General features: G+C 65.5%; 19 protein-coding genes and 1 pseudogene. 2 read left to right on the top strand and 18 right to left on the bottom strand.

The annotated features are described in order from the left end of the window. Window positions 1-4: 4 nt before the first annotated feature. The 4 genes from ADBZ9K_RS22775 to ADBZ9K_RS22790 all read right to left on the bottom strand — a co-directional run bounded on the left by ADBZ9K_RS22775 (window position 5) and on the right by ADBZ9K_RS22790 (window position 4488). Window positions 5-1393 carry an oxygenase MpaB family protein gene (locus ADBZ9K_RS22775; protein WP_526624539.1) on the bottom strand — a complete coding sequence of 463 codons (1389 nt, stop codon included), beginning with the start codon at window positions 1391-1393 and terminating at the stop codon, window positions 5-7. A 550-nt stretch (window positions 1394-1943) separates the two neighbouring features. Next, window positions 1944-2600, bottom strand: a complete 657-nt coding sequence (locus ADBZ9K_RS22780) for a DUF3159 domain-containing protein (RefSeq protein WP_526624540.1) — start codon at window positions 2598-2600, stop codon at window positions 1944-1946. Continuing rightward, window positions 2597-3535, bottom strand: coding sequence for an alpha/beta hydrolase (locus ADBZ9K_RS22785; protein ID WP_526624541.1), 939 nt, complete (start codon window positions 3533-3535; stop codon window positions 2597-2599). The genes ADBZ9K_RS22780 and ADBZ9K_RS22785 overlap by 4 nt, the downstream gene beginning before the upstream one ends. A gap of 20 nt (window positions 3536-3555) precedes the next feature. Continuing rightward, entirely contained in the window at window positions 3556-4488 is a 933-nt protein-coding gene (locus tag ADBZ9K_RS22790; RefSeq protein WP_526624542.1) for an MBL fold metallo-hydrolase, read from the bottom strand. Between the two features lie 106 nt (window positions 4489-4594). Between ADBZ9K_RS22790 and ADBZ9K_RS22795 the strand changes: the two genes are divergently transcribed. Further along, window positions 4595-5167, top strand: coding sequence for a TetR/AcrR family transcriptional regulator (locus tag ADBZ9K_RS22795; RefSeq protein ID WP_526624543.1), 573 nt, complete (start codon window positions 4595-4597; stop codon window positions 5165-5167). 415 nt (window positions 5168-5582) lie between these two features. On the opposite strand, the gene ADBZ9K_RS22800 is transcribed toward ADBZ9K_RS22795, so the two are convergent. The 8 genes and pseudogenes from ADBZ9K_RS22800 to ADBZ9K_RS22835 all read right to left on the bottom strand — a co-directional run. Next, the gene (locus tag ADBZ9K_RS22800) at window positions 5583-7196 is read right to left on the bottom strand and encodes an arylsulfatase (protein WP_526624544.1); all 1614 of its coding nucleotides are present in this window, start codon (window positions 7194-7196) and stop codon (window positions 5583-5585) included. Window positions 7197-7276: 80 nt separating this feature from the next. Then, window positions 7277-7792, bottom strand: a complete 516-nt coding sequence (locus ADBZ9K_RS22805; RefSeq protein WP_526624545.1) for a DUF4262 domain-containing protein — start codon at window positions 7790-7792, stop codon at window positions 7277-7279. A gap of 234 nt (window positions 7793-8026) precedes the next feature. Beyond that, window positions 8027-8395 carry a VOC family protein gene (locus tag ADBZ9K_RS22810; protein WP_526624546.1) on the bottom strand — a complete coding sequence of 123 codons (369 nt, stop codon included), beginning with the start codon at window positions 8393-8395 and terminating at the stop codon, window positions 8027-8029. Beyond that, on the bottom strand, window positions 8385-8648 hold the full coding sequence (locus ADBZ9K_RS22815) for a hypothetical protein (protein WP_526624547.1): 264 nt from the start codon (window positions 8646-8648) through the stop codon (window positions 8385-8387). The genes ADBZ9K_RS22810 and ADBZ9K_RS22815 overlap by 11 nt, the downstream gene beginning before the upstream one ends. After that, window positions 8641-9051, bottom strand: coding sequence for a VOC family protein (locus ADBZ9K_RS22820; protein ID WP_526624548.1), 411 nt, complete (start codon window positions 9049-9051; stop codon window positions 8641-8643). The genes ADBZ9K_RS22815 and ADBZ9K_RS22820 overlap by 8 nt, the downstream gene beginning before the upstream one ends. Beyond that, complete coding sequence (locus ADBZ9K_RS22825) at window positions 9044-9430, bottom strand: SDR family oxidoreductase (protein WP_526624549.1); 387 nt, start codon at window positions 9428-9430, stop codon at window positions 9044-9046. Before ADBZ9K_RS22825 ends, ADBZ9K_RS22820 begins: the two co-directional genes overlap by 8 nt. Window positions 9431-9527: 97 nt before the next feature. Next, window positions 9528-10385 carry a helix-turn-helix domain-containing protein gene (locus ADBZ9K_RS22830; protein WP_526624550.1) on the bottom strand — a complete coding sequence of 286 codons (858 nt, stop codon included), beginning with the start codon at window positions 10383-10385 and terminating at the stop codon, window positions 9528-9530. Window positions 10386-10502: 117 nt separating this feature from the next. Then, window positions 10503-10814: pseudogene (locus tag ADBZ9K_RS22835) on the bottom strand (GyrI-like domain-containing protein); the annotation flags it as partial. A 171-nt stretch (window positions 10815-10985) separates the two neighbouring features. Here ADBZ9K_RS22835 and ADBZ9K_RS22840 point away from each other — a divergent pair. Next, entirely contained in the window at window positions 10986-11258 is a 273-nt protein-coding gene (locus ADBZ9K_RS22840) for a hypothetical protein (RefSeq protein ID WP_526624551.1), read from the top strand. A gap of 211 nt (window positions 11259-11469) precedes the next feature. Here ADBZ9K_RS22840 and dnaB read toward each other — a convergent pair whose 3' ends face one another. The 6 genes from dnaB to ADBZ9K_RS22870 form a co-directional block, all read right to left on the bottom strand. Next, window positions 11470-13272, bottom strand: coding sequence for a replicative DNA helicase (gene dnaB / locus ADBZ9K_RS22845; protein ID WP_526624552.1), 1803 nt, complete (start codon window positions 13270-13272; stop codon window positions 11470-11472). Window positions 13273-13754: 482 nt separating this feature from the next. Further along, window positions 13755-14213 carry a 50S ribosomal protein L9 gene (rplI, locus tag ADBZ9K_RS22850; RefSeq protein ID WP_526624553.1) on the bottom strand — a complete coding sequence of 153 codons (459 nt, stop codon included), beginning with the start codon at window positions 14211-14213 and terminating at the stop codon, window positions 13755-13757. Between the two features lie 22 nt (window positions 14214-14235). Continuing rightward, the gene (gene rpsR, locus ADBZ9K_RS22855) at window positions 14236-14493 is read right to left on the bottom strand and encodes a 30S ribosomal protein S18 (protein WP_526624554.1); all 258 of its coding nucleotides are present in this window, start codon (window positions 14491-14493) and stop codon (window positions 14236-14238) included. Between the two features lie 65 nt (window positions 14494-14558). Continuing rightward, window positions 14559-15068: a single-stranded DNA-binding protein gene (locus tag ADBZ9K_RS22860; protein WP_526624555.1), complete on the bottom strand. Its 510-nt coding sequence runs from the start codon at window positions 15066-15068 to the stop codon at window positions 14559-14561. Between the two features lie 85 nt (window positions 15069-15153). Continuing rightward, window positions 15154-15444: a 30S ribosomal protein S6 gene (rpsF, locus tag ADBZ9K_RS22865; protein ID WP_135427673.1), complete on the bottom strand. Its 291-nt coding sequence runs from the start codon at window positions 15442-15444 to the stop codon at window positions 15154-15156. Between the two features lie 130 nt (window positions 15445-15574). Next, the gene (locus ADBZ9K_RS22870) at window positions 15575-17137 is read right to left on the bottom strand and encodes a glycosyltransferase family 87 protein (protein WP_526625588.1); all 1563 of its coding nucleotides are present in this window, start codon (window positions 17135-17137) and stop codon (window positions 15575-15577) included. Window positions 17138-17199: the final 62 nt, after the last annotated feature.

Below are 17199 nucleotides of genomic sequence, written 5' to 3' on the forward strand. Positions count from 1 at the left end.
CGGGCTAGCCGGTGAAGCCCTCCCCCGCCGTCGAGCGGTCGTGGTGGGTGTAGGTGGTCGGGATGTGTTTGCCGCGGGCGATCTTGTCCAGCATGGCAACTCGCTCACGGGCGGCCGCACCGCTCTTCTTCCTACTCTCACGGATCGGGTTGGACCACGGCAGGCTGTCGGCCACCATGGCGATGCCCACGTTGAGCCGGGTGAGGTGCGCGAAGTAGCGCGCCCGGCGCTCGAAGTTGTAGCCCAGCGCCTCAAAGAGCGTGCCCGCCACCATAGCCTCGATCTGCTGGTACCCGAAGACCACACCGGCCGGGGCGAGGGCGATGCTGGCGGTGAGCTGGTTGACGTGCCGGGCCACCAGTTTCCGGACCCAGCCGGGAAGCGCGTCGGTCAGGGTGGTCAGGTGACCGGGGCCGGCAATGGCGTCGACCAGTTGGGCCCGCCAGGGAGAAGGATTGCCGCCCCTGGCCAGAACGTAGTTCAACGACTTGATCAGCTCAATACCGGTCGGCGAGTAGAGCAGTTCGGGTGCTCCCCACAGCCGGCCCGAGAACGACGAATACTCGGCGAGATCCTCGAGTTCCTGGTGAGTCAGCTTGCGGCCGAAAGCATGGTCGACGAGACGGCCGAGCAGCATGCCGCTGCCGAAACCGAGCAGCGACGTCACGGGAATGGGTTCGCCGAACTTGAGGTAGACGTCGTCACCCCACTTGCGCCGCAGCCCACGACTGGCCAACGCGTGCATCAACCGCACCCGCACGACATCCTGGAAGGCGTCGGAGTGCCGGTCGAAGATGTCGGGCAGCGTGAATTCGGCGAATACCCTGGCGGTTTCGATGAAGCGGCGTGGGCCGTCGTCGGCGAAACGGCCCGTGGCGCCGGTGGCTGCGGAGATGTCGCCGGTCATCGCGGTCTCGTAGAACGCCCACGAGCGAATGATCGTGGTGGCGGCCCACGTGGCTGACATCGCCAGCATCCGGCCGCGTTCGGCGGCGACCAGGTCGAACTGCGTAGGGAGCTGATCCAGGTGCTCGAACAGGTCGACGAACTCTTGCGGGGGATCCGCCAGGGTGTCGATGCCTTGGGTGAGAGCTTGCTCGAACAGTGCCCGGCCCTGTTCATGACCGAGACGCTCGAATGCCTCCACCACGCCGATCATGAGTTCGTCGCGCTGCCAGAAGTAGTCGTCACGCAGGCGCGTGAGCTCGCTGGGCTCGACCTCCTTGTCGATGTCGATCCACTCGCCGAACATGAACTCGCGCATCCGGCGCCACTGGTCGGCGAAATAGTCCCGGCCGGGCGGAATGGGCCGCAGCGGGCGGTCGGGATGATCGCGCCGATTGAAGTCGACGTCCTCGAGGAGGATCTCTCGACGCTGGCCAGTCACCGTCATTGATCGACGCTATCGCGGGCTCGGCCATCTGGCAACGCCCGTTGTCAGGTTGGCGGTAGCGGTCGCCGTTGGTGCGCAGCGGGCGCATGAGCGCCGGCAGGGCCAGCCGGCGGCGTAGGTGCCAATCCGACTCGCGGAACAGGCCGGCCATCGCCGCCAGGGTGCCACCGACGTCGTCGCGGGCGGTGAAGTACGCCCAGCGGTGAGTCTCCGGCAATGCGAAGAACTGCTCGAAGAAGCCGGGGACCTCCGCGGCCGGCATGCGCAACAGGGCTTCCAGCCCGATCCGCCGCACACGGTGGATCATCTTGGCGGCCGGTGACCAGACCGTCTGCTGCGCCGCCGCGAGTGCCGGATCCCGTCGGCCGCCGCCAACGCCATGGCGGCAGTTCCCGCCCCGACCACCACGACCCATGTGATCAATCGGGCCTGATGACGGGTCAGCGCGGATCGGCCAATCCGGCAGACACGGTCGCCGCGCGACGTATGCCTGCATCAGGGGCGGCGGAAATCTCGGTTGCCGACTGGTACGCGCGTGGCCGGCGCTTGGCTACCGCGAGTACGCGCCTCGCAGGATCCGCAGTTGCACATAGGTGGTCAGCACCAGCAAGGGCACACCCATCACCATGCTGGCGATACCCAGCCCCACCACATTGTCATCGACATAGAAAGGGATCTTGACGGCGCTGCGCAGGATGACGGCGGCGGCCCAGATCACGGTGCACAGGTCATAGGCCCGCAGTTGGACGCGATCGCAGTACCAGCCCGGGCCGGCAATCAACCGCCCGACGAGGACCCCGAGAAGCGGGCGGCGTACCAGAAGCGACGTGACGAGGACGACGCTCAGCACCGACGTGCGCACGATCTCCAAGAGGTAGAAATCCGTGCCATCGCCCGTGCTGACGGCCGCCAGCGCGGACAATCCGACCAGCACCGCGCCAGCCATTGCGGCATACAACGGCTCGCGCTTGACCAGTCGAATCACGCTCAGGGCCAACGCCATAGCAAGTGCGGAACCCGCCGACTGACCGATCTGCTCGGTGGCCACATAGACGAGAAGAAAGAGGGCGTGCGGGCCCAGTGCATCCGCGAGGCCATGCCAACCACCAACCAAGTCGATCAGCGACGACCGCGGCGATGTGACGACCGCGGCGAACTGGGTTCGGGCGTGGTGAAGGTGGTCGCGAACGTTCGAGGCTCTCCTCACGATGACAAGGTGTCCAGCCAGGCGGTGACCGTATCGACATAGGTCTGCGGTTGGTGATCGTGCATCGAATGCGGCATCTGCGAAAAGCTGCGGTAGGTGAAGGAATTTCCAGTCAGCTCGACAAGGCGCTGCACATGGTGGACCTGCTGCTCGGAAATTGCGCCGATCAGATTCCCGGTCACCGGATCATGCATACGGAAGTGGTGGGTCAACAGAACAGGCACCTTCACGTGGGCCAGCATGGTTTCGTGGTCGCAGTTCTGGGCCACCGCCCCGGTCGCGAATGCGTGTCCCCACTCCGGGTCGTACTCGCGCAGATTCTGCGGGACCCCGTTGTCAGCGGCCGGCATCCATGCGGGTAGTTCGGCACCCCGCCCTTTTCGCATGCCGTCGACATCGGCGATACTCCATTGCGCCCCCAGCCACTTGTAGAACAGCTCGAACAGTGGCCCGGCCGACTGGCGAATAGACTGCCCCACTGCTGGATTGAACTCAGAGGCGAAGAGCGGCGCGTCTTCGAATACGGCCGCGCGGATCTGGTCTGGCGCGGCGTAGGCAGATAGCCATGCAGCGATCACTCCGCCCGAGGACAGTCCGCTGACCACCACTGGGCGCGCGATCACTCGGTCGATGAAGCGAACGAGGTCGGAACCGAAAAGGTCGAGGCTGTATCGGCCGGGCGTCCAGGTCGACCGCCCTTGTCCGCGCAAGTCGACGGCGTAGACGTGGTACCGCCGCGAGAGTAGTCGCATAGCAGTCTCGTAGCCCCACCAGGATTCGGTCTGACCTGGAATCAGCAGGATTGCGGGGTTGTTCCCGTCGCCCGCCGTGGCGTAGTTCATTCTGATCTCGCCGAGGTCAACGATCTGTTCTGAGTAGTGATGCGGCACAAAGATGTCCGGGTGGTCCTGCCACTCGAGGTACTTCGACGTCATGGTGCGAATACTCCTCTGAATCAGTAGGCATCCAGGTCGTTGGCGAACACGATCGGGCCGGCGAAGTGCGACTCGATGGCGTCACGGGCATTGCTCATGTTCTCTTCAGTGAGGGGATTGTGCGTGATGACAAGTGATTTCACCTGAGCTTGGCTCGCCAATCGTCCCACCTCGTCGGCGGTCAGATGTTCGCGTTCGAAACGCAGCTCGATCGCCGCAAGTGCCGCGCGCGGGATGGGCAGCGTGCGCGATAGCCGCGCGGTGACATATCGCGGGTCGGTGATCTCGCTCACCAGCACGTCCGCTCCGCGGGCCAATCGCTCGACTTTCTCGCTGGGCCCGGTGTCGCCGGTGTAGACGATACTGCGGGTCGGTGTATCGAACCGTAACGAAAGTGACTGGTAGCGTGTCGCTTCCGGACTTCCTTCCGGGTAGCTGTAGTGCGTGTTCGTTGCAGCGGTCACGTGCAGGCTGTTCAGCGTGATCTGTGAGCCATCGGTGATCTCGACGACGGTGATCTCCGGATCGAGGTGACCTGCAAAGCCCGGCACCTGTGACATCAGCCCCGGGGCGAAGTCGAATGAAGACCGGATCGCGTTGACGACGCGCAGCGTGCCAGGTGGACCGTAGATGGTGATCGCGCCTGGGATACGCGCCTGCAGTCTGCGGCCCACCAGCCCGTACAGGCCTGCGGTGTGGTCGACGTGCAGGTGACTGAGGATCACGGCGTTCACCGCCAGCAGGGGAATTCCCGCCTTGCACAGCTGATCCACGGCACCGTCCCCGCAATCGACCACGATCGCCTCCACGCCGTCGTACAGCACATTGGCGGGCTGGTGCCGCACGGCGCTCGGGATCGGACCACTCATGGTGCCCAACGTGATCCAGATGAGCGGATTCCGCTGGCCGGGTGTTGTTGGGGTGGCGCTGACGCCACCGACTTCATCGAGCATCGGGTCCTCCCGGTCGGGTGATCTCCAGCTTCACTTTACGGTCGTTAAATGAAATGTCCAGCGCGCCCTGGATATGTGATCCGTCTAACAGTCGTAAAGTGAACCCGTGACCCCGCGCGACCCTGAGCCCCAGACTCGCGCCGAACGCGTGCGCCAGACACGCGCTCGCATCGTCAGCGTGGCACTGACCTTGTTCGCCGAAAATGGCTATGAGACAACGTCGTTACAAGATATCGCCGACGAGATTGGGATGACCAAGCCGGCGGTGTATTACCACTACCGGGGGAAGCAGGAGATCCTGCATGATCTCGCCGAGCCGGTCCGGACGGCGCTGTCCGCGCTCTTGGATCGCGCCCGCGCCGAACCCCTCGGACCTCAACGCACGGACATCCTGGTGACCGGTTTGGCCGATTTATTCCTCTCGCGCCGCCAATTCGCACGCATCATGTCTCAGCAAGCCGCATTCCGCGATGCCATGCGCACCGCAGTCGGTGGAGCCCAGGTGCTCGATACCCTCATCGAGGTCATCTACGGTCCCCGTCCCAATCTGGACCAGCGCTTCGCGGTGTACTCGGCGACATCGGTCGGGCCGGCGCTCTGGGCACTCGGCGATCATCCGGAGGACCTACTCAGGGCGGTGCTGGAACGAGCATTTCGCCGGGTCGCCGCCGTGCAGTGACTTTCTGGTGTGCAGCGTGTCCGCCAGATCATCGTCTATTTCGGGATCGGCCTGGTATCGGATTTCCTTTCCGCTTTCCCGGTTTATTGTCGCCTGCGTAAGCTCCGCAGTTGCCGATTCGATCGCCGCTGAACCTCATCCGCGCGTTCGCTCACCCACAGACTCCTCAAGGTCACGAATTGGATGAAGCGGCAAACCCTACGGCTGGACGGCCACTGCCGAATCAATCCTGACAAGAATCCGCCGTGCATGCGCCAAACTCGAACAAGTAGCCACTCAATACTGACACGGACCACTAGCTCACCCAGGAAGCCACCGGGTTATTCGTCGCCGGGTGTCGAAACAGGTCCCGCTGCAACGTATATTCCATCCTGCGCGCGGCGCGTGGAATCATCGCCGATCCGCACCTGCTCGGTCAATGCGCCTCAAGGTCGATCTCGAAGAGCGACACGGGCCCGATGATCACGCCGTTCTCCTCGACGTAGCGGTCCCACAGCTCGAGCAAGTCGGCCAGTTTGTCGGGCCGGGCAGCGGCCAGGTCGTGGACCTCACCGGGATCGCGGGAGAGGTCATACAACTGCCAGGTTCCCGGGCCGTAGGGCGGGGGTAGATGAAGCGCCTTCCAGTCGCCCTGCCGAATTGCGCGGCGGCCGAACAACTCCCACCCGGTGCCGGTGTCGGTGTCATGGACCGCGTCCGCCTGTCCGGACAGATAGGGCACCATCGACCGGCCGCGCATCGGCTCGACCTCCCTGCCCCGGTACTCGGTGCCGGGATGCGCGGCGCCGGCGAGCTCCAACACCGTCGGGGCGATGTCCATGACGGTGGTGAACGCCGTGCCGATCTCGCCCTGGCGGGCAAAGCCCGCCCAGCTGACGAATCCCACCACCCGGATTCCGCCCTCGGTGGTGAAGGCCTTGTGCAGCCGCGACGGCGCGGTGGCGGCCTGCGCCCAACGCGGGCCATACCAGGCCCAGGAGGTCGGAGCGCCGAGGTTGTCCACGCTGTTGTCGCAATGCTTGGCGACGAACGCTTGGATTTCGGGGCCGCGCAGCGGCATGGCCTCGACGATCGTGCCCTCCGCGCCGTTGTCCGACAAGAAGATCACGACCGTGTTGTCGAGCTCGCCGGTGCCCTCGAGATAATCGATCACCCGGCCGATGTTCCAATCCATCCTGTCCACCATGGCGGCGTACACCTCCATGTTGCGGGCGGAGACGGCTCGCTCCTCATCGGTCATGTCCGACCATTCCGGGGCGCCGTCGGCGACCACCGGGTGCGGCTCGACATCAGGTGCGCACAGGCCCAGTCGCGTGAGCGCCGCCAGCCGTTCCTCGCGCAGTGCGTCCGGTCCGGCGTCGTAGCGGCCGTGGTAGGTGGCGATGGTTTCCCGGGGCGCGTGCAGCGGCCAGTGGGGCGCCTGGAAGGGCAGGTAGGCGAAAAAGGGTTGGTCCCCGGCGTTCTTGGGACGTTCCTCGAGATACCGCAGCAGCGTGTCGGTGTAGGTGTCCGACGAGTAGAAGTCCTCTCCCACCGTGACGAACTGGTCGTCTTCGGTGAACATCGTCGGGACGGGAGAGAACCCGCCACCTCCACGGGTGCCGTAGTGGCTGGCGCCGGCCGGCAACAGCGCGAAGGAGCGGTCGAATCCCCGCGCCCACGGAGACCTGTCGATGGTGTCGCCCAGGTGCCACTTGCCGGCCATGAGTGTCTGGTAGTCGGCGTCGCGCAGCAGTTCCGGCAGCGCCACCACCCGGTCGTTCAGATAGCCCTCGTAGCCGGGTGCACCCTGGAATTCCGGGGCGGCCATCTCGAGCATGGTGCCGATTCCGGCGACGTGGTGGTCGGTTCCGGTCAGCAGCATCGCCCGTGTCGGCGAACAAGCTGGGGCGGAATGGAAGTCGGTCAGCCTGATGCCCGCATGGGCCAGGCGATCCAGGTTGGGGGTGTTGATCTCCCCGCCGAAGGCACCGATGTCGGAGAACCCGAGGTCGTCGGCCACGATGACCAGAAAGTTGGGACGCGTCACGGTGAAGCATCCTGTCACGGCCGGCCACAGTCCCGCCCCTATTCAGCCCTGGCCCGCATTCGTGGTCGTGAGCCAGTGGTTCACGCGGCTGAGTTCGGCCACTCGGCACGTCGTCCTAGGACGGGTTGCCTACGACGTCCATGGCCCCACCCCGGGGCCCACGGGAAGCGTCCCCGTTCGTCAGCCCACACCAATTGCAATGCAGGGAAATTGCGGCCGAAGAGCTCGACGGCGAATCTCATGTGGACATCCGGGTGCTCCACCTGAGCCACCTCGATGAGAAAGCGATCTTGGAAGTCGATGTGCATTGCCGGCGCAAGCTCGACGCCGTCGTCGACGATCATGTGTGCGATCGAGTTGAGCACTCGACAGGAGACGTTGGCGGACAGCCCGGTCATCAACAGTTCTGGAAGGCCGCGGCTATGCAGGCCGACCGTATACGCCAACGGTCGCTCGTCACTCTCGACGTATTGAACAGCCCACCCGTGGTCCTGAATTGTCGCACGCAGATGGTCCAGGTACTCCTCTGTGGTGCCGTCCGGGTTGTCGCATTTCCAGCACATCACGGCCCCTTTCGTTGTGGATGCCGCCAGCATGCGCGCACCGTCCGACATGTTTGCGAGGGCTCGGTCCGACCATCGATCAGCCGCGCGGTGTCGTGGTGATGTGTACGTGGTCGAAGTGACCGTATCCCGTCACCTCGAGCCCGGCCGGCGTGGAATAGACACCCCGCTATGCGTCGGGGTCGCAGAATCGTTGTCGGCTCGAGGGATCCGACCCGGGGCGACTCTTGGCTCTGCAACCTCTTTGGCGCCACTAGGGCGATGCCGTTATGGCGCGCCGGCCACGCAGAACACGTTGCCGTCCGGATCAGCCAGCACCACCCACCCGAAATCCGGGCCGGCGGTGTGCCGGCCCAGTTCTGCGGCGCCCGCTGCGATCAGGCGAACCGCGTCTCGGTCCTTGTCCTGAGAGTGCAGATCCAGGTGCACTCGGTTCTTCCCCGGAGTGGGATCCGGCACCTTCTGAAAGCCCAGCCGCAGCCCCGTTGCCACCGTGACCACCACGAATTCACCCGCCGCCGCGACGCTCACCTGGCCGCCGAGTGCGCCGGCCCACCACGCCGCCAGCGTTTCCGGATCGGTGCAGTCGAACGTCACCATCGACACCTCCAGTGTCGGCGCACTGTCATTGTTCATCAGCGGATCTCCTATGCGAGAAATACTGCTGCAGGACAGCGCTTTCCGCTGCCAAACTACGCGGTGAAACCATCGGCGGCGTGGGTGGCCTCGACCTGCGACCCAGCGTCACCGGGAACTGCTCTCGGTCGTAGGTGCCCGCCAAGGCGAAGTCCTGCGTCGTCCTTGCCAGCGCCGACTCGATGTCCTCGGCGGCCTCGGCGGCCATCTCCCCGGTGTAACCCGTTGCGCCGTAGCTCAATAGCTCACCCACCCTCGTGCTGCCAGCTCTTGTAAACGAACTCCAGGCTGTAGCCGTCGGGGTCGAGGACGTTAGCGGCGTAGTAGCGCGAGTCGTAATGCGGCCGCACACCTGGCGCTCCGTTGTCGGTCGCGCCCGCGCTGATCGCGGCGGCATAAGCGGCGTCGACCTCGGCCTTGCTGTCGGCGACGAACCCGACGTGGGCAGCGTTGCCATCAGCTACACCGCGGCGCAGCCAGAAGATCATCCGCCCGGTGGCGGCGTCTCCGAGTCCGTAGAGGTCGGGGTGTCCGGGTGGTCCGTCCTTACCGTCGTAGTCCAGCCGGGCGGTGATGCCCAAGGGAGCAAGCGCGGCGGTGTAGAACGCGATCGACGCCTCGGGGTCGGACACTGTGAGAAAGATGTGGTCAAGCATGACACTCCCCTGTTAGATGGCGTAGCCGCCGGCGACTTCGATGGTGTGCGCGTTGATCCACTGGTTGTCCTCTGAAAGCAGGCTGGCGATCATGGTGCCGACCTCCTTTGGGTTCTCTGACGCGGGCCAGGGCGGACTGCGCGGCCAGCGCAGCCTCGAACTCGTCGGTCAGGCCGCCACCGAGCTCGATGCGGATCGGTCCGGGGGCGATGGCATTGGCCCGGATTCCGCGGTCACCAAACTCCATGGCCTGATAGTGGGTCAGGAAGAACGGGCTGGCTTGGTAGGTCGGCACCACACCCATGCCCCGCTGAGCGCAGGCCCGCGCCGCAGCGGCACGCAACCCGCGACTTGCGCCGGTGATGACGATGATCGTCACGATTCTTGCGTCCTTCCGTCTGTGGCTGACAAGTGAGTCAACGCCGCCGGCGCGCGCCGAAGAAGGGCGGAACTTCCTGGGTGCACGGCACCCAGGATCAGGGCTCCGGCTGCACTTGCTCCCGAAGGCGGGTGGCACCCAGCGTTCCCAGCAGCGCCAACGCATCCGCACTGGCCGATCCCGGGGCCGCGGTGGCCACTGTCAATTGCTGACCCGGAGCACTGTTGACATCGAAGGTCTGGAAGCTCAACTCAACCACCCCCACCTCAGGGTGGCGGATCGTCTTGCGGGTCGCCGACAACCCGGCCACCCGCTGGTCGTCCCACATCCCGCGGAAGGCTTCGCTGCGCTGATAGAGCCGCTCTACCAGCGCCTGCACCTCGGGCACCGGTGGAACGAAACTCTCTGCCAGACGCAGCGCGCTGACCGCGGCGCGGGCCACCTCGTCCCAGTTCACGTAGTACTCGCGGGCAACCGGGTCTACGAAGATCGCCGCGAGCACACTGCTGTTGCGTCGCTGTAGCGGCGCAATGAGCGCTGCCGCAATGGGATTGGCTGTCAGGACCCGGAAGGCAGCATTCGTGACATAGGCCGCTGCCTGAGGAAATGCGTCCATCGTCTGCAGCAGCTCAGGGCTGATCATCTCGTTGTCACGGCCCACCCTCGGCGCCAGCCGCGCCAGCCGGAAGGCGTGATCGCGGGCATCGGCCGACATCCGTAACGCCTCACAGATCGAGTCCAGCACCGACGCCGAGGGACTGCGCTCCCGCCCCTGCTCCAGTCGCGTGTAGTAGTCCGCGCTCACCCCGGACAGCACCGCCACCTCTTCACGGCGCAGACCGGCTACGCGCCGTCCCGGTGCCGCGGGTAGCCCCGCATCCTGTGGAGACACCCGAGCACGCTGTGCCCGTAGAAACGCACCAAGGTCACTCGACGAATCACCGGCTGACTCCATGATCCGGACGGTACTACCCCCGGTCGCGGGGCCGGGCGTAATGAGGGCATCCGGTCGTCGGAATGGTGTGCGGCCGGGACGGATGGGCCTGGACCCCAGCCCCTTCGAGGACTGCAGTCATTCTGGGGGAGCGGTGGTGCTGAAGATCGGCCAGCAGATTTCTGTGGCGGTGAACGTGGTTGGGGCGCAGGGCGCGGCACGGATGTAGTGCTCGCGGATCGGGCCCTGGTGGCTGATCAGATGCTCGTTCACATAGCGTCCCAGTGCCCCGTAGCTGCGGTCGATGCTGTCGTGTCCACCGGGGGTGGGTGAGTACCGCGAACTCGGCCGGAGGCAGGATCTCGGCACGTACCCGCTGCGGGGGGGTGCGGAAGGCGGCGCCGGCACGAAGAGGGTTGCCTCGCCCCGTGATTCGAGAAAGAGAGCGCGCGTCGTCCAGGTCGCCGGTGCAGACAAGACGTCTGGATCTCGCCTGGGACTGCTGCGAGGTCTAGCGTGGGCGGAATGGGTTTGTTCAGTCATGAGGGGTTACGGGACCCGGCCGACGCCGTTGACGGCGGCGCTAGTGGTGGGGTTGTTGAGCGAGCTCGCGGTGCTGAGGTGGGCGAGTACGGGGTGGATGAACCTGTGGTGGTGGGTCCGGGGTTCCCGCCTGAGGATGGTTCGTGCGGTCAGTTCGCGGTGCAGTTTCACGTGTCCACGTCAATGCTGCTCGGGCTGAAGCGTATTGCGGATATGCGTGGGGTGAGCGTGCCGGAGGTATGCCGGCAGGTGATGGGTGTGTTTGTTGCCCAGCAGGAGGGTGAGCTGGGCGCATTGCTTGCTGCCGAGGCCGAGGTGGCCGATTACCGGCCGAGTTTGGGTGAGGCGTAGTTGCGCCCGCCTCGGGTGCGCCGCCTGGACCTGCTCATTGCTCCGAAGATGTCCGGCTACCTCCGAATAGCCCTGGCGCTCAAATGCTCCCCATCAGGTGCCCACGACGACCTGCACTTCCCAATCTCACCGCAAGGGTCGTCGCCACTAAACTCCTGCGCATCCGTCCCCGGCGTGTCTCACAGCTACTGCACAGCAGCAGCTGTCTGCACTAGCGCGCCATGTTGGTAAACCGCGACAGATGCAGCTGATGTGCGACGGTTACCGTTCTCGTCGGTCCCGCACGATGTTTGGCGATGATCAAGTCGGCTTCGCCGCCGCGTGGGTCGTCGCTCTCGAAGGCGTCGGGGCGGTGCAGCAAGATCACCATGTCGGCGTCCTGCTCGATCGACCCCGACTCGCGAAGGTCGGCCAGCATCGGCTTCTTGTCGGTCCGCTGCTCAGGCCCGCGGTTCAGCTGGCTCATGGCGACCACCGGAACCTCTAGCTCTTTCGCCAAAAGCTTGATCTGCCTTGAGAACTCGGAGACTTCCTGCTGTCGTGATTCAACCTTCTTGCCCGAGGTCATCAGCTGCAGGTAGTCGAGCACGATGAGCCGCAGCCCCGCCTTCTGGTGCAGCCGACGGGCTTTCGCGCGGATCTCCATCATCGTCAGGTTGGGCGAGTCGTCGATGTAGAGCGGCGCCTCACTGATCTCGCTCATCCGGCGCGCCAGGCGCGTCCAGTCATCGTCGGTCATCCGGCCCGACCGCATGTCGGCCAGTTTGATCTTGGCCTCGGCCGACAGCAGGCGCATAACGATCTCGGACTTGCTCATTTCCAGCGAGAACACAATGCTGGGTAGCCGATGCTTGATCGAGCAGGACCGCAGGAAGTCCAGCCCCAGCGTCGAGTTGTGGGTCGGGATCATCGCGCGCCCGGCCAGGTAGAGATGGTCATCGTTGTCGACTTCGACGCACCGAACCGGAACGCTCGCGATCGGCCTGACATCGACTACCGCGAACGCGGCAGGAACCGGCGCGCCAACTCCGACAAGCTGCCGCGCTGCAGCCGCCGTCACTACGTCGGCGCCCGCGCGCAATGTCATGGTGGTCTGGATGCCCCGCTCCGTCGGCCACTGGTGCTCGGCATCGGCAACGATCACCGTCCCGTCGGAGAATTCGACCTCGTAGCAGGGCCGGCCCAGCATCACTTCGGTTGCGGCGACCACCCGGGTGGGACGTCCGTCGGCACCGATCAGGTAGTCGCCGACGGCCACCTCGCCCATGGTGGTCCAGCCACCCGGCGTCGGCAGCGGGGTGTCGAGCCCCAGGGCCTTGCCCATACCAGGTCGAGCCGCGACGACGATCATCTGACCGGGGTGCAATCCGTTGGTCAGCTCGTCGAGTTCGGTGAACCCCGTCGGAACGCCCTTGGAGATGCCGCCGCTGGAGGCGATCGCGTCGATCTCGTCCATCGTGGGCTGCAGCAGGTCTTCCAGCGGTAGGAAGTCCTCGGCGGTCCGGCGCTCGGTGACGTCGTAGATCTCGGCTTGGGCGCGGTCGACGATCTCGTTGACGTCAGCGCCCTCGGCTCCGGCATAGCCGTACTGCACCACCCTCGTCCCGGCCTCCACCAGCCGCCGCAGCAGCGCCTTCTCGGCGACGATGCCCGCGTAGTACCCGGCATTGGCCGCGGTCGGCACCGTGGAGATCAGGGTGTGCAGATATGGCGCCCCGCCGATGCGGCGCAACAGCCCCCGGCGGTCCAGCTCGGCGGCGACGGTGACGGCGTCGGCGGGCTCACCGCGGCCGTAGAGGTCCAGGATCGCGTCGTAGACGTTCTGGTGGGCAGGCCGGTAGAAGTCGCCAGGCCGCAGCCGCTCGAGCACGTCGGCGATGGCGTCCTTGGACAGCAGCATCCCGCCCAGCACGGACTGTTCGGCGGCGAGATCCTGGGGTGGCTGGCGACCGAAGTCCTCGGCAGGAGGAGGCCCACCCCGCCCGGACTGACCGAGATCGTCGACGACCGCCATTGGGTAACCCCCACCTCCCTTGAGTGTCGAACGCGCGTTCGATCTGCTGTCCAGACGTATATCTCATGGCACCGACAACCGGGATCGCCGAGAGGTAGGCCTGCACCGCAGACGGCTCACGCTAGACGTTGCTGGGCCCACCGCAAACCGCGCCTGTTGATCAACCTGTTGATGGCTTGTGCATAGCCGGGGACAGTGGTGTTGAGTCGTTGGGGAGAACCTGTGGATCACTGTGCATTTACGCGGTATCTGCCCAGCTGAGGGGACAGTAGCCCCCATTGTGTGCTGTGGATGGCAAGTTCACCGGCGTGTCGGGCCGGGTTGCGGTCCCGGGCGTGTTGTGTTGCCGGAGCTTATGCAGCAGGTTAACGGCCGGTTAGATTAGCTGTGGCGACACCGCCGAGAAGAGTTCGCCAGAAATACAGCAATTCCCCGGGTGATGGCCACCAGTGGTCACCACCCGGGGAATGCGACGTTAACGGCTAACCCTGTGCGACGACGTCCACCGCGACGTCGACGGTGACCTCGGGGTGCAGGTGCACGCCCACGGTGTGGGTACCGGTCGCCTTGATGTGGGCCTTGGGCAGGCTCACGGTGCGCTTGTCCAGGCTGGGGCCGCCGGCTTTCTTGATCGCGGCGACGATGTCGCTGGCGGTCACCGAACCGAACAGCTTGCCCGAGTCGGCGGCGGACTTCACCGGCAACGTGATCGGGCCCAGCGCCGCCAGAGCGGCCTTGAGCTCGTCGGCATGCTCACGGTCACGCACGGTCTTGATCTCGCGGGCGCGGCGAATCTCGTCGGCCTGCTTCTGCGCACCGCGGGAGGCCACGATGGCCAGGCCGCGTGGCAGCAGGTAGTTACGTCCGTATCCGTCCTTCACCTCGACGGAATCACCGGCAACGCCGAGGTGGTCGACCTCAGCGGTCAGGATCAGCTTCATTCTCGTTTACTTCCGTTCTTCTCTACCGGGCCGACGAGGTGAACGGCAGCAGGGCAACCTCGCGCGCGTTCTTGACGGCGATCGCGATGTCACGCTGATGCTGAACACAGTTACCGGTCACCCGACGAGCACGGATCTTGCCGCGCTCACTGATGTAGGTGCGCAGGAGCGCGGTGTCCTTGTAGTCGATGGTCTGCCCCTTCTTGGAGCAGAACACACACTTGCGGGTCTTGACCGGCTTCTCAGGAGCCGGGCGCCGCTTAGTAGAGGACTTGGCCATGGGTCAATCTCTTTCGTTCTGTCATAGGCGCGCGCGTGGCGCGCAAATAAGGATGTCGTTCTGGATCAGAAGGGCGGTTCGTCGTCGCTGCCGCCGAACGAGCCCGACGCCGGGGCGCTGCCCCATGGGTCGTCGGCGGGCTCGCTTGCCGCCGGACGGGAACCGCCGCCGCCACCACCGCCGCCGAAGCCGCCGCCACCGCCCCCACTGCGCGAGGCCTTGTTGACCTTGGCCGTGGCATACCGCAGCGACGGGCCGATCTCGTCGACCTCGACTTCGAAGACCGTGCGCTTCTCACCCTCGCGGGTCTCGAAGGACCGTTGCTTGAGCCGGCCGGTCACGATGACCCGCGAACCCCGGGTGAGGCTCTCGGCCACGTTCTCGGCCGCCTCACGCCAGATGTTGCAGCGCAGGAACAGCGCTTCGCCGTCCTTCCACTCCGAACTCTGGCGGTCGAAGATCCGCGGGGTGGACGCCACCGTGAAGTTGGCGACGGCCGCACCGGACGGGGTGAAGCGCAGTTCGGGGTCGGCGGTCAGGTTTCCGACGACGGTGATGGTCGTGTCACCGGCCACAAGGTCCTCCTGGCATAGGCGGGTGGATTCACCGCGAGCCTACGTAACTAGTACGACGCTCGCGTGACGTTCTCCACTGAGTGACTCAGTGCTTGTCGGTCCGCATCACCTTGGTCCGCAGCACCGACTCGTTCAGGTTGAGCTGACGGTCGAGCTCGGAAACGGTGGCCGGTTCGGCTTTCACGTCGACGACGGCGTAGATGCCTTCACCGTGCTTGGCGATTTCGTACGCCAGCCGACGACGGCCCCAGATGTCGACCTTGTCGACGGTGCCTCCGTCGGTGCGGACGACGTTCAAGAACGTGTCCAGAGACGGAGCAACGGTGCGCTCGTCAAGAGTGGGGTCAAGGATGACCATGATTTCGTATGGACGCATGGGAACCTCATCACCTCCTGTGGTCGTAGCGGCCACGGTAATTCCGTGGCAGGAGAGTCGCCTGCGTCGGCAACCCGCCCAGGCTACCGGAAGAGCGGCTGATCAGCGAAATCAGCTCCGCACCCTCGGCTCAGGCCGGAACCGGGGTGTCCTCGCGGGCCGCTTCGGATTCGGGTCCGGCACCGGTCGTGACACGTGGCCGCAGCCAGCGCGGGAACCGTGCCGGGAAGGCGTCTTCGGCGCCGTCGAACACCCCTCCGGCCGGGTCGTCCACCCGGCCGTCCCAGCGCACCAGGTCCAATTCGGGCCGATAGATCTGACGTACGACCAGCACCATCAGTGCGATCACCGCGATGTCGCGCAGCAGCACCGTCGCGGTGAACCACTGCTCGGGCAGGCCCTTGTTGGCCTCGCCGTACAGGTAGTACATCCGCGGTACCCACACCAGCATGTCAATTGTCATCCACGCCAACAAGATTCGGCGATGCGGCAGGGCAAGCACTGCCAGCGGCACCAGCCACAGCGAGAACTGCGGGCTCCACACCTTGTTGACCAATAAGAAGGCCGCCACCGTCAGGAACGCCAGCTGCGCCACCCGGGGCCGTTGCGGCGCGGTCAGTCCGATATAGGCGATCGCCGCGCAACACAGCACGAACAACACCGTGACCACGGTGTTGAGCACCACCGGCGGTTCCCAGAACCCCAGACCCGGGTCGAAGCCGTCCCACCCGGTGAACGACTTCACCACGTTGTACAGCGAGTCCATGTCGTCCCCGCGGCGGGAGTTGAGCCGGAAGAACTCCGACCACCCGCGCGGGAACAGCACCATCACGGGCAGATTCACCACGAACCAGGCGCCGACCGCGGCGACAACGGTTCGGGCGGCGTCGGCCATCCGGTCGCTGCGGATGGCCAGCACCACCAACGGCAGCAGCAGGAGCGCCGGATACAGCTTGGCCGACACCCCGAGCCCGATCAGGATCCCGGCAAGCACCGGCCTGCGACGCGCCCACGCCAGCAGACCACCGACCGCTAACGCCGTGGCCAGCGCATCGAAGTTGGTGAAAATCTGAAACACCAGCACCGGCGACGCGGCCACCAGGGCGGCGTCCCAGATCCGGCGGCCGGCCAGCCACGACGACGCCCACACCGTCGTCAACCACGCCAGTGCCAGACCGACCGCGGCGAAGTTGAAGAACATCACCACCTCGGCGATCACCGGCAGCGACATCATCTTGGCCACCGCGGTGTAGGTCTTGGCCAGCGCCATCGACACGTACTGGTACACCCCGGTCAGCACCGGATACTCCATGTAGCGGATCGCCGGACGGCCGTCGTAGCGGGTCTGCGGCCGACCGCTGGAGTCGGTTTCGATCCAGCTCGACTTGTACGGGAACCGCCCCTGGCTCAACAACTCCGCGCCGTAGAGCGGCACGGTGTCGGAGTAGCACAACTCGAAGTAGGCGCGCTGGTTCTGCCAGTTCGCCACGCGCTGGTCGGGCGGTCCGGTACCGATGGTCTGCAGACACGGCGCCTTCGTCGACCAGCCCAACGCCAGAACCGCCAGCGCCATCAGGAACATGACCCGCAGCGGGGTGAACACCCTGGTCCGGCCGATCAACGCATGCCGACCCACCGGCCCGCCGACAACCTCTGAAAGCGCCGCGCCCAAAGTGTCGGTGCGGCTGGGCATATCGCGATCGTCGACGCTGCGCAGGTCGTCGGCCAGCGGTTGCGGCGAGACCGTGTCGCGGC

The sequence above is a fragment of the Mycobacterium sp. genome (genome assembly GCF_965229265.1).
Classification (GTDB): Bacteria; Actinomycetota; Actinomycetes; order Mycobacteriales; family Mycobacteriaceae; genus Mycobacterium.

Coding starts and splice junctions, on each gene's coding strand:
- ADBZ9K_RS22775 (WP_526624539.1), bottom strand. CDS start 1,393: ATGACGGTGACTGGCCAGCGTCGAGAGATCCTCCTCGAGGACGTCGAC.
- ADBZ9K_RS22785 (WP_526624541.1), bottom strand. CDS start 3,535: ATGACGTCGAAGTACCTCGAGTGGCAGGACCACCCGGACATCTTTGTG.
- ADBZ9K_RS22790 (WP_526624542.1), bottom strand. CDS start 4,488: ATGCTCGATGAAGTCGGTGGCGTCAGCGCCACCCCAACAACACCCGGC.
- ADBZ9K_RS22805 (WP_526624545.1), bottom strand. CDS start 7,792: ATGCTGGCGGCATCCACAACGAAAGGGGCCGTGATGTGCTGGAAATGC.
- ADBZ9K_RS22810 (WP_526624546.1), bottom strand. CDS start 8,395: ATGAACAATGACAGTGCGCCGACACTGGAGGTGTCGATGGTGACGTTC.
- ADBZ9K_RS22820 (WP_526624548.1), bottom strand. CDS start 9,051: ATGCTTGACCACATCTTTCTCACAGTGTCCGACCCCGAGGCGTCGATC.
- ADBZ9K_RS22830 (WP_526624550.1), bottom strand. CDS start 10,385: ATGGAGTCAGCCGGTGATTCGTCGAGTGACCTTGGTGCGTTTCTACGG.
- dnaB (WP_526624552.1), bottom strand. CDS start 13,272: ATGGCGGTCGTCGACGATCTCGGTCAGTCCGGGCGGGGTGGGCCTCCT.
- rplI (WP_526624553.1), bottom strand. CDS start 14,213: ATGAAGCTGATCCTGACCGCTGAGGTCGACCACCTCGGCGTTGCCGGT.
- rpsR (WP_526624554.1), bottom strand. CDS start 14,493: ATGGCCAAGTCCTCTACTAAGCGGCGCCCGGCTCCTGAGAAGCCGGTC.
- rpsF (WP_135427673.1), bottom strand. CDS start 15,444: ATGCGTCCATACGAAATCATGGTCATCCTTGACCCCACTCTTGACGAG.
- ADBZ9K_RS22870 (WP_526625588.1), bottom strand. CDS start 17,137: ATGCCCAGCCGCACCGACACTTTGGGCGCGGCGCTTTCAGAGGTTGTC.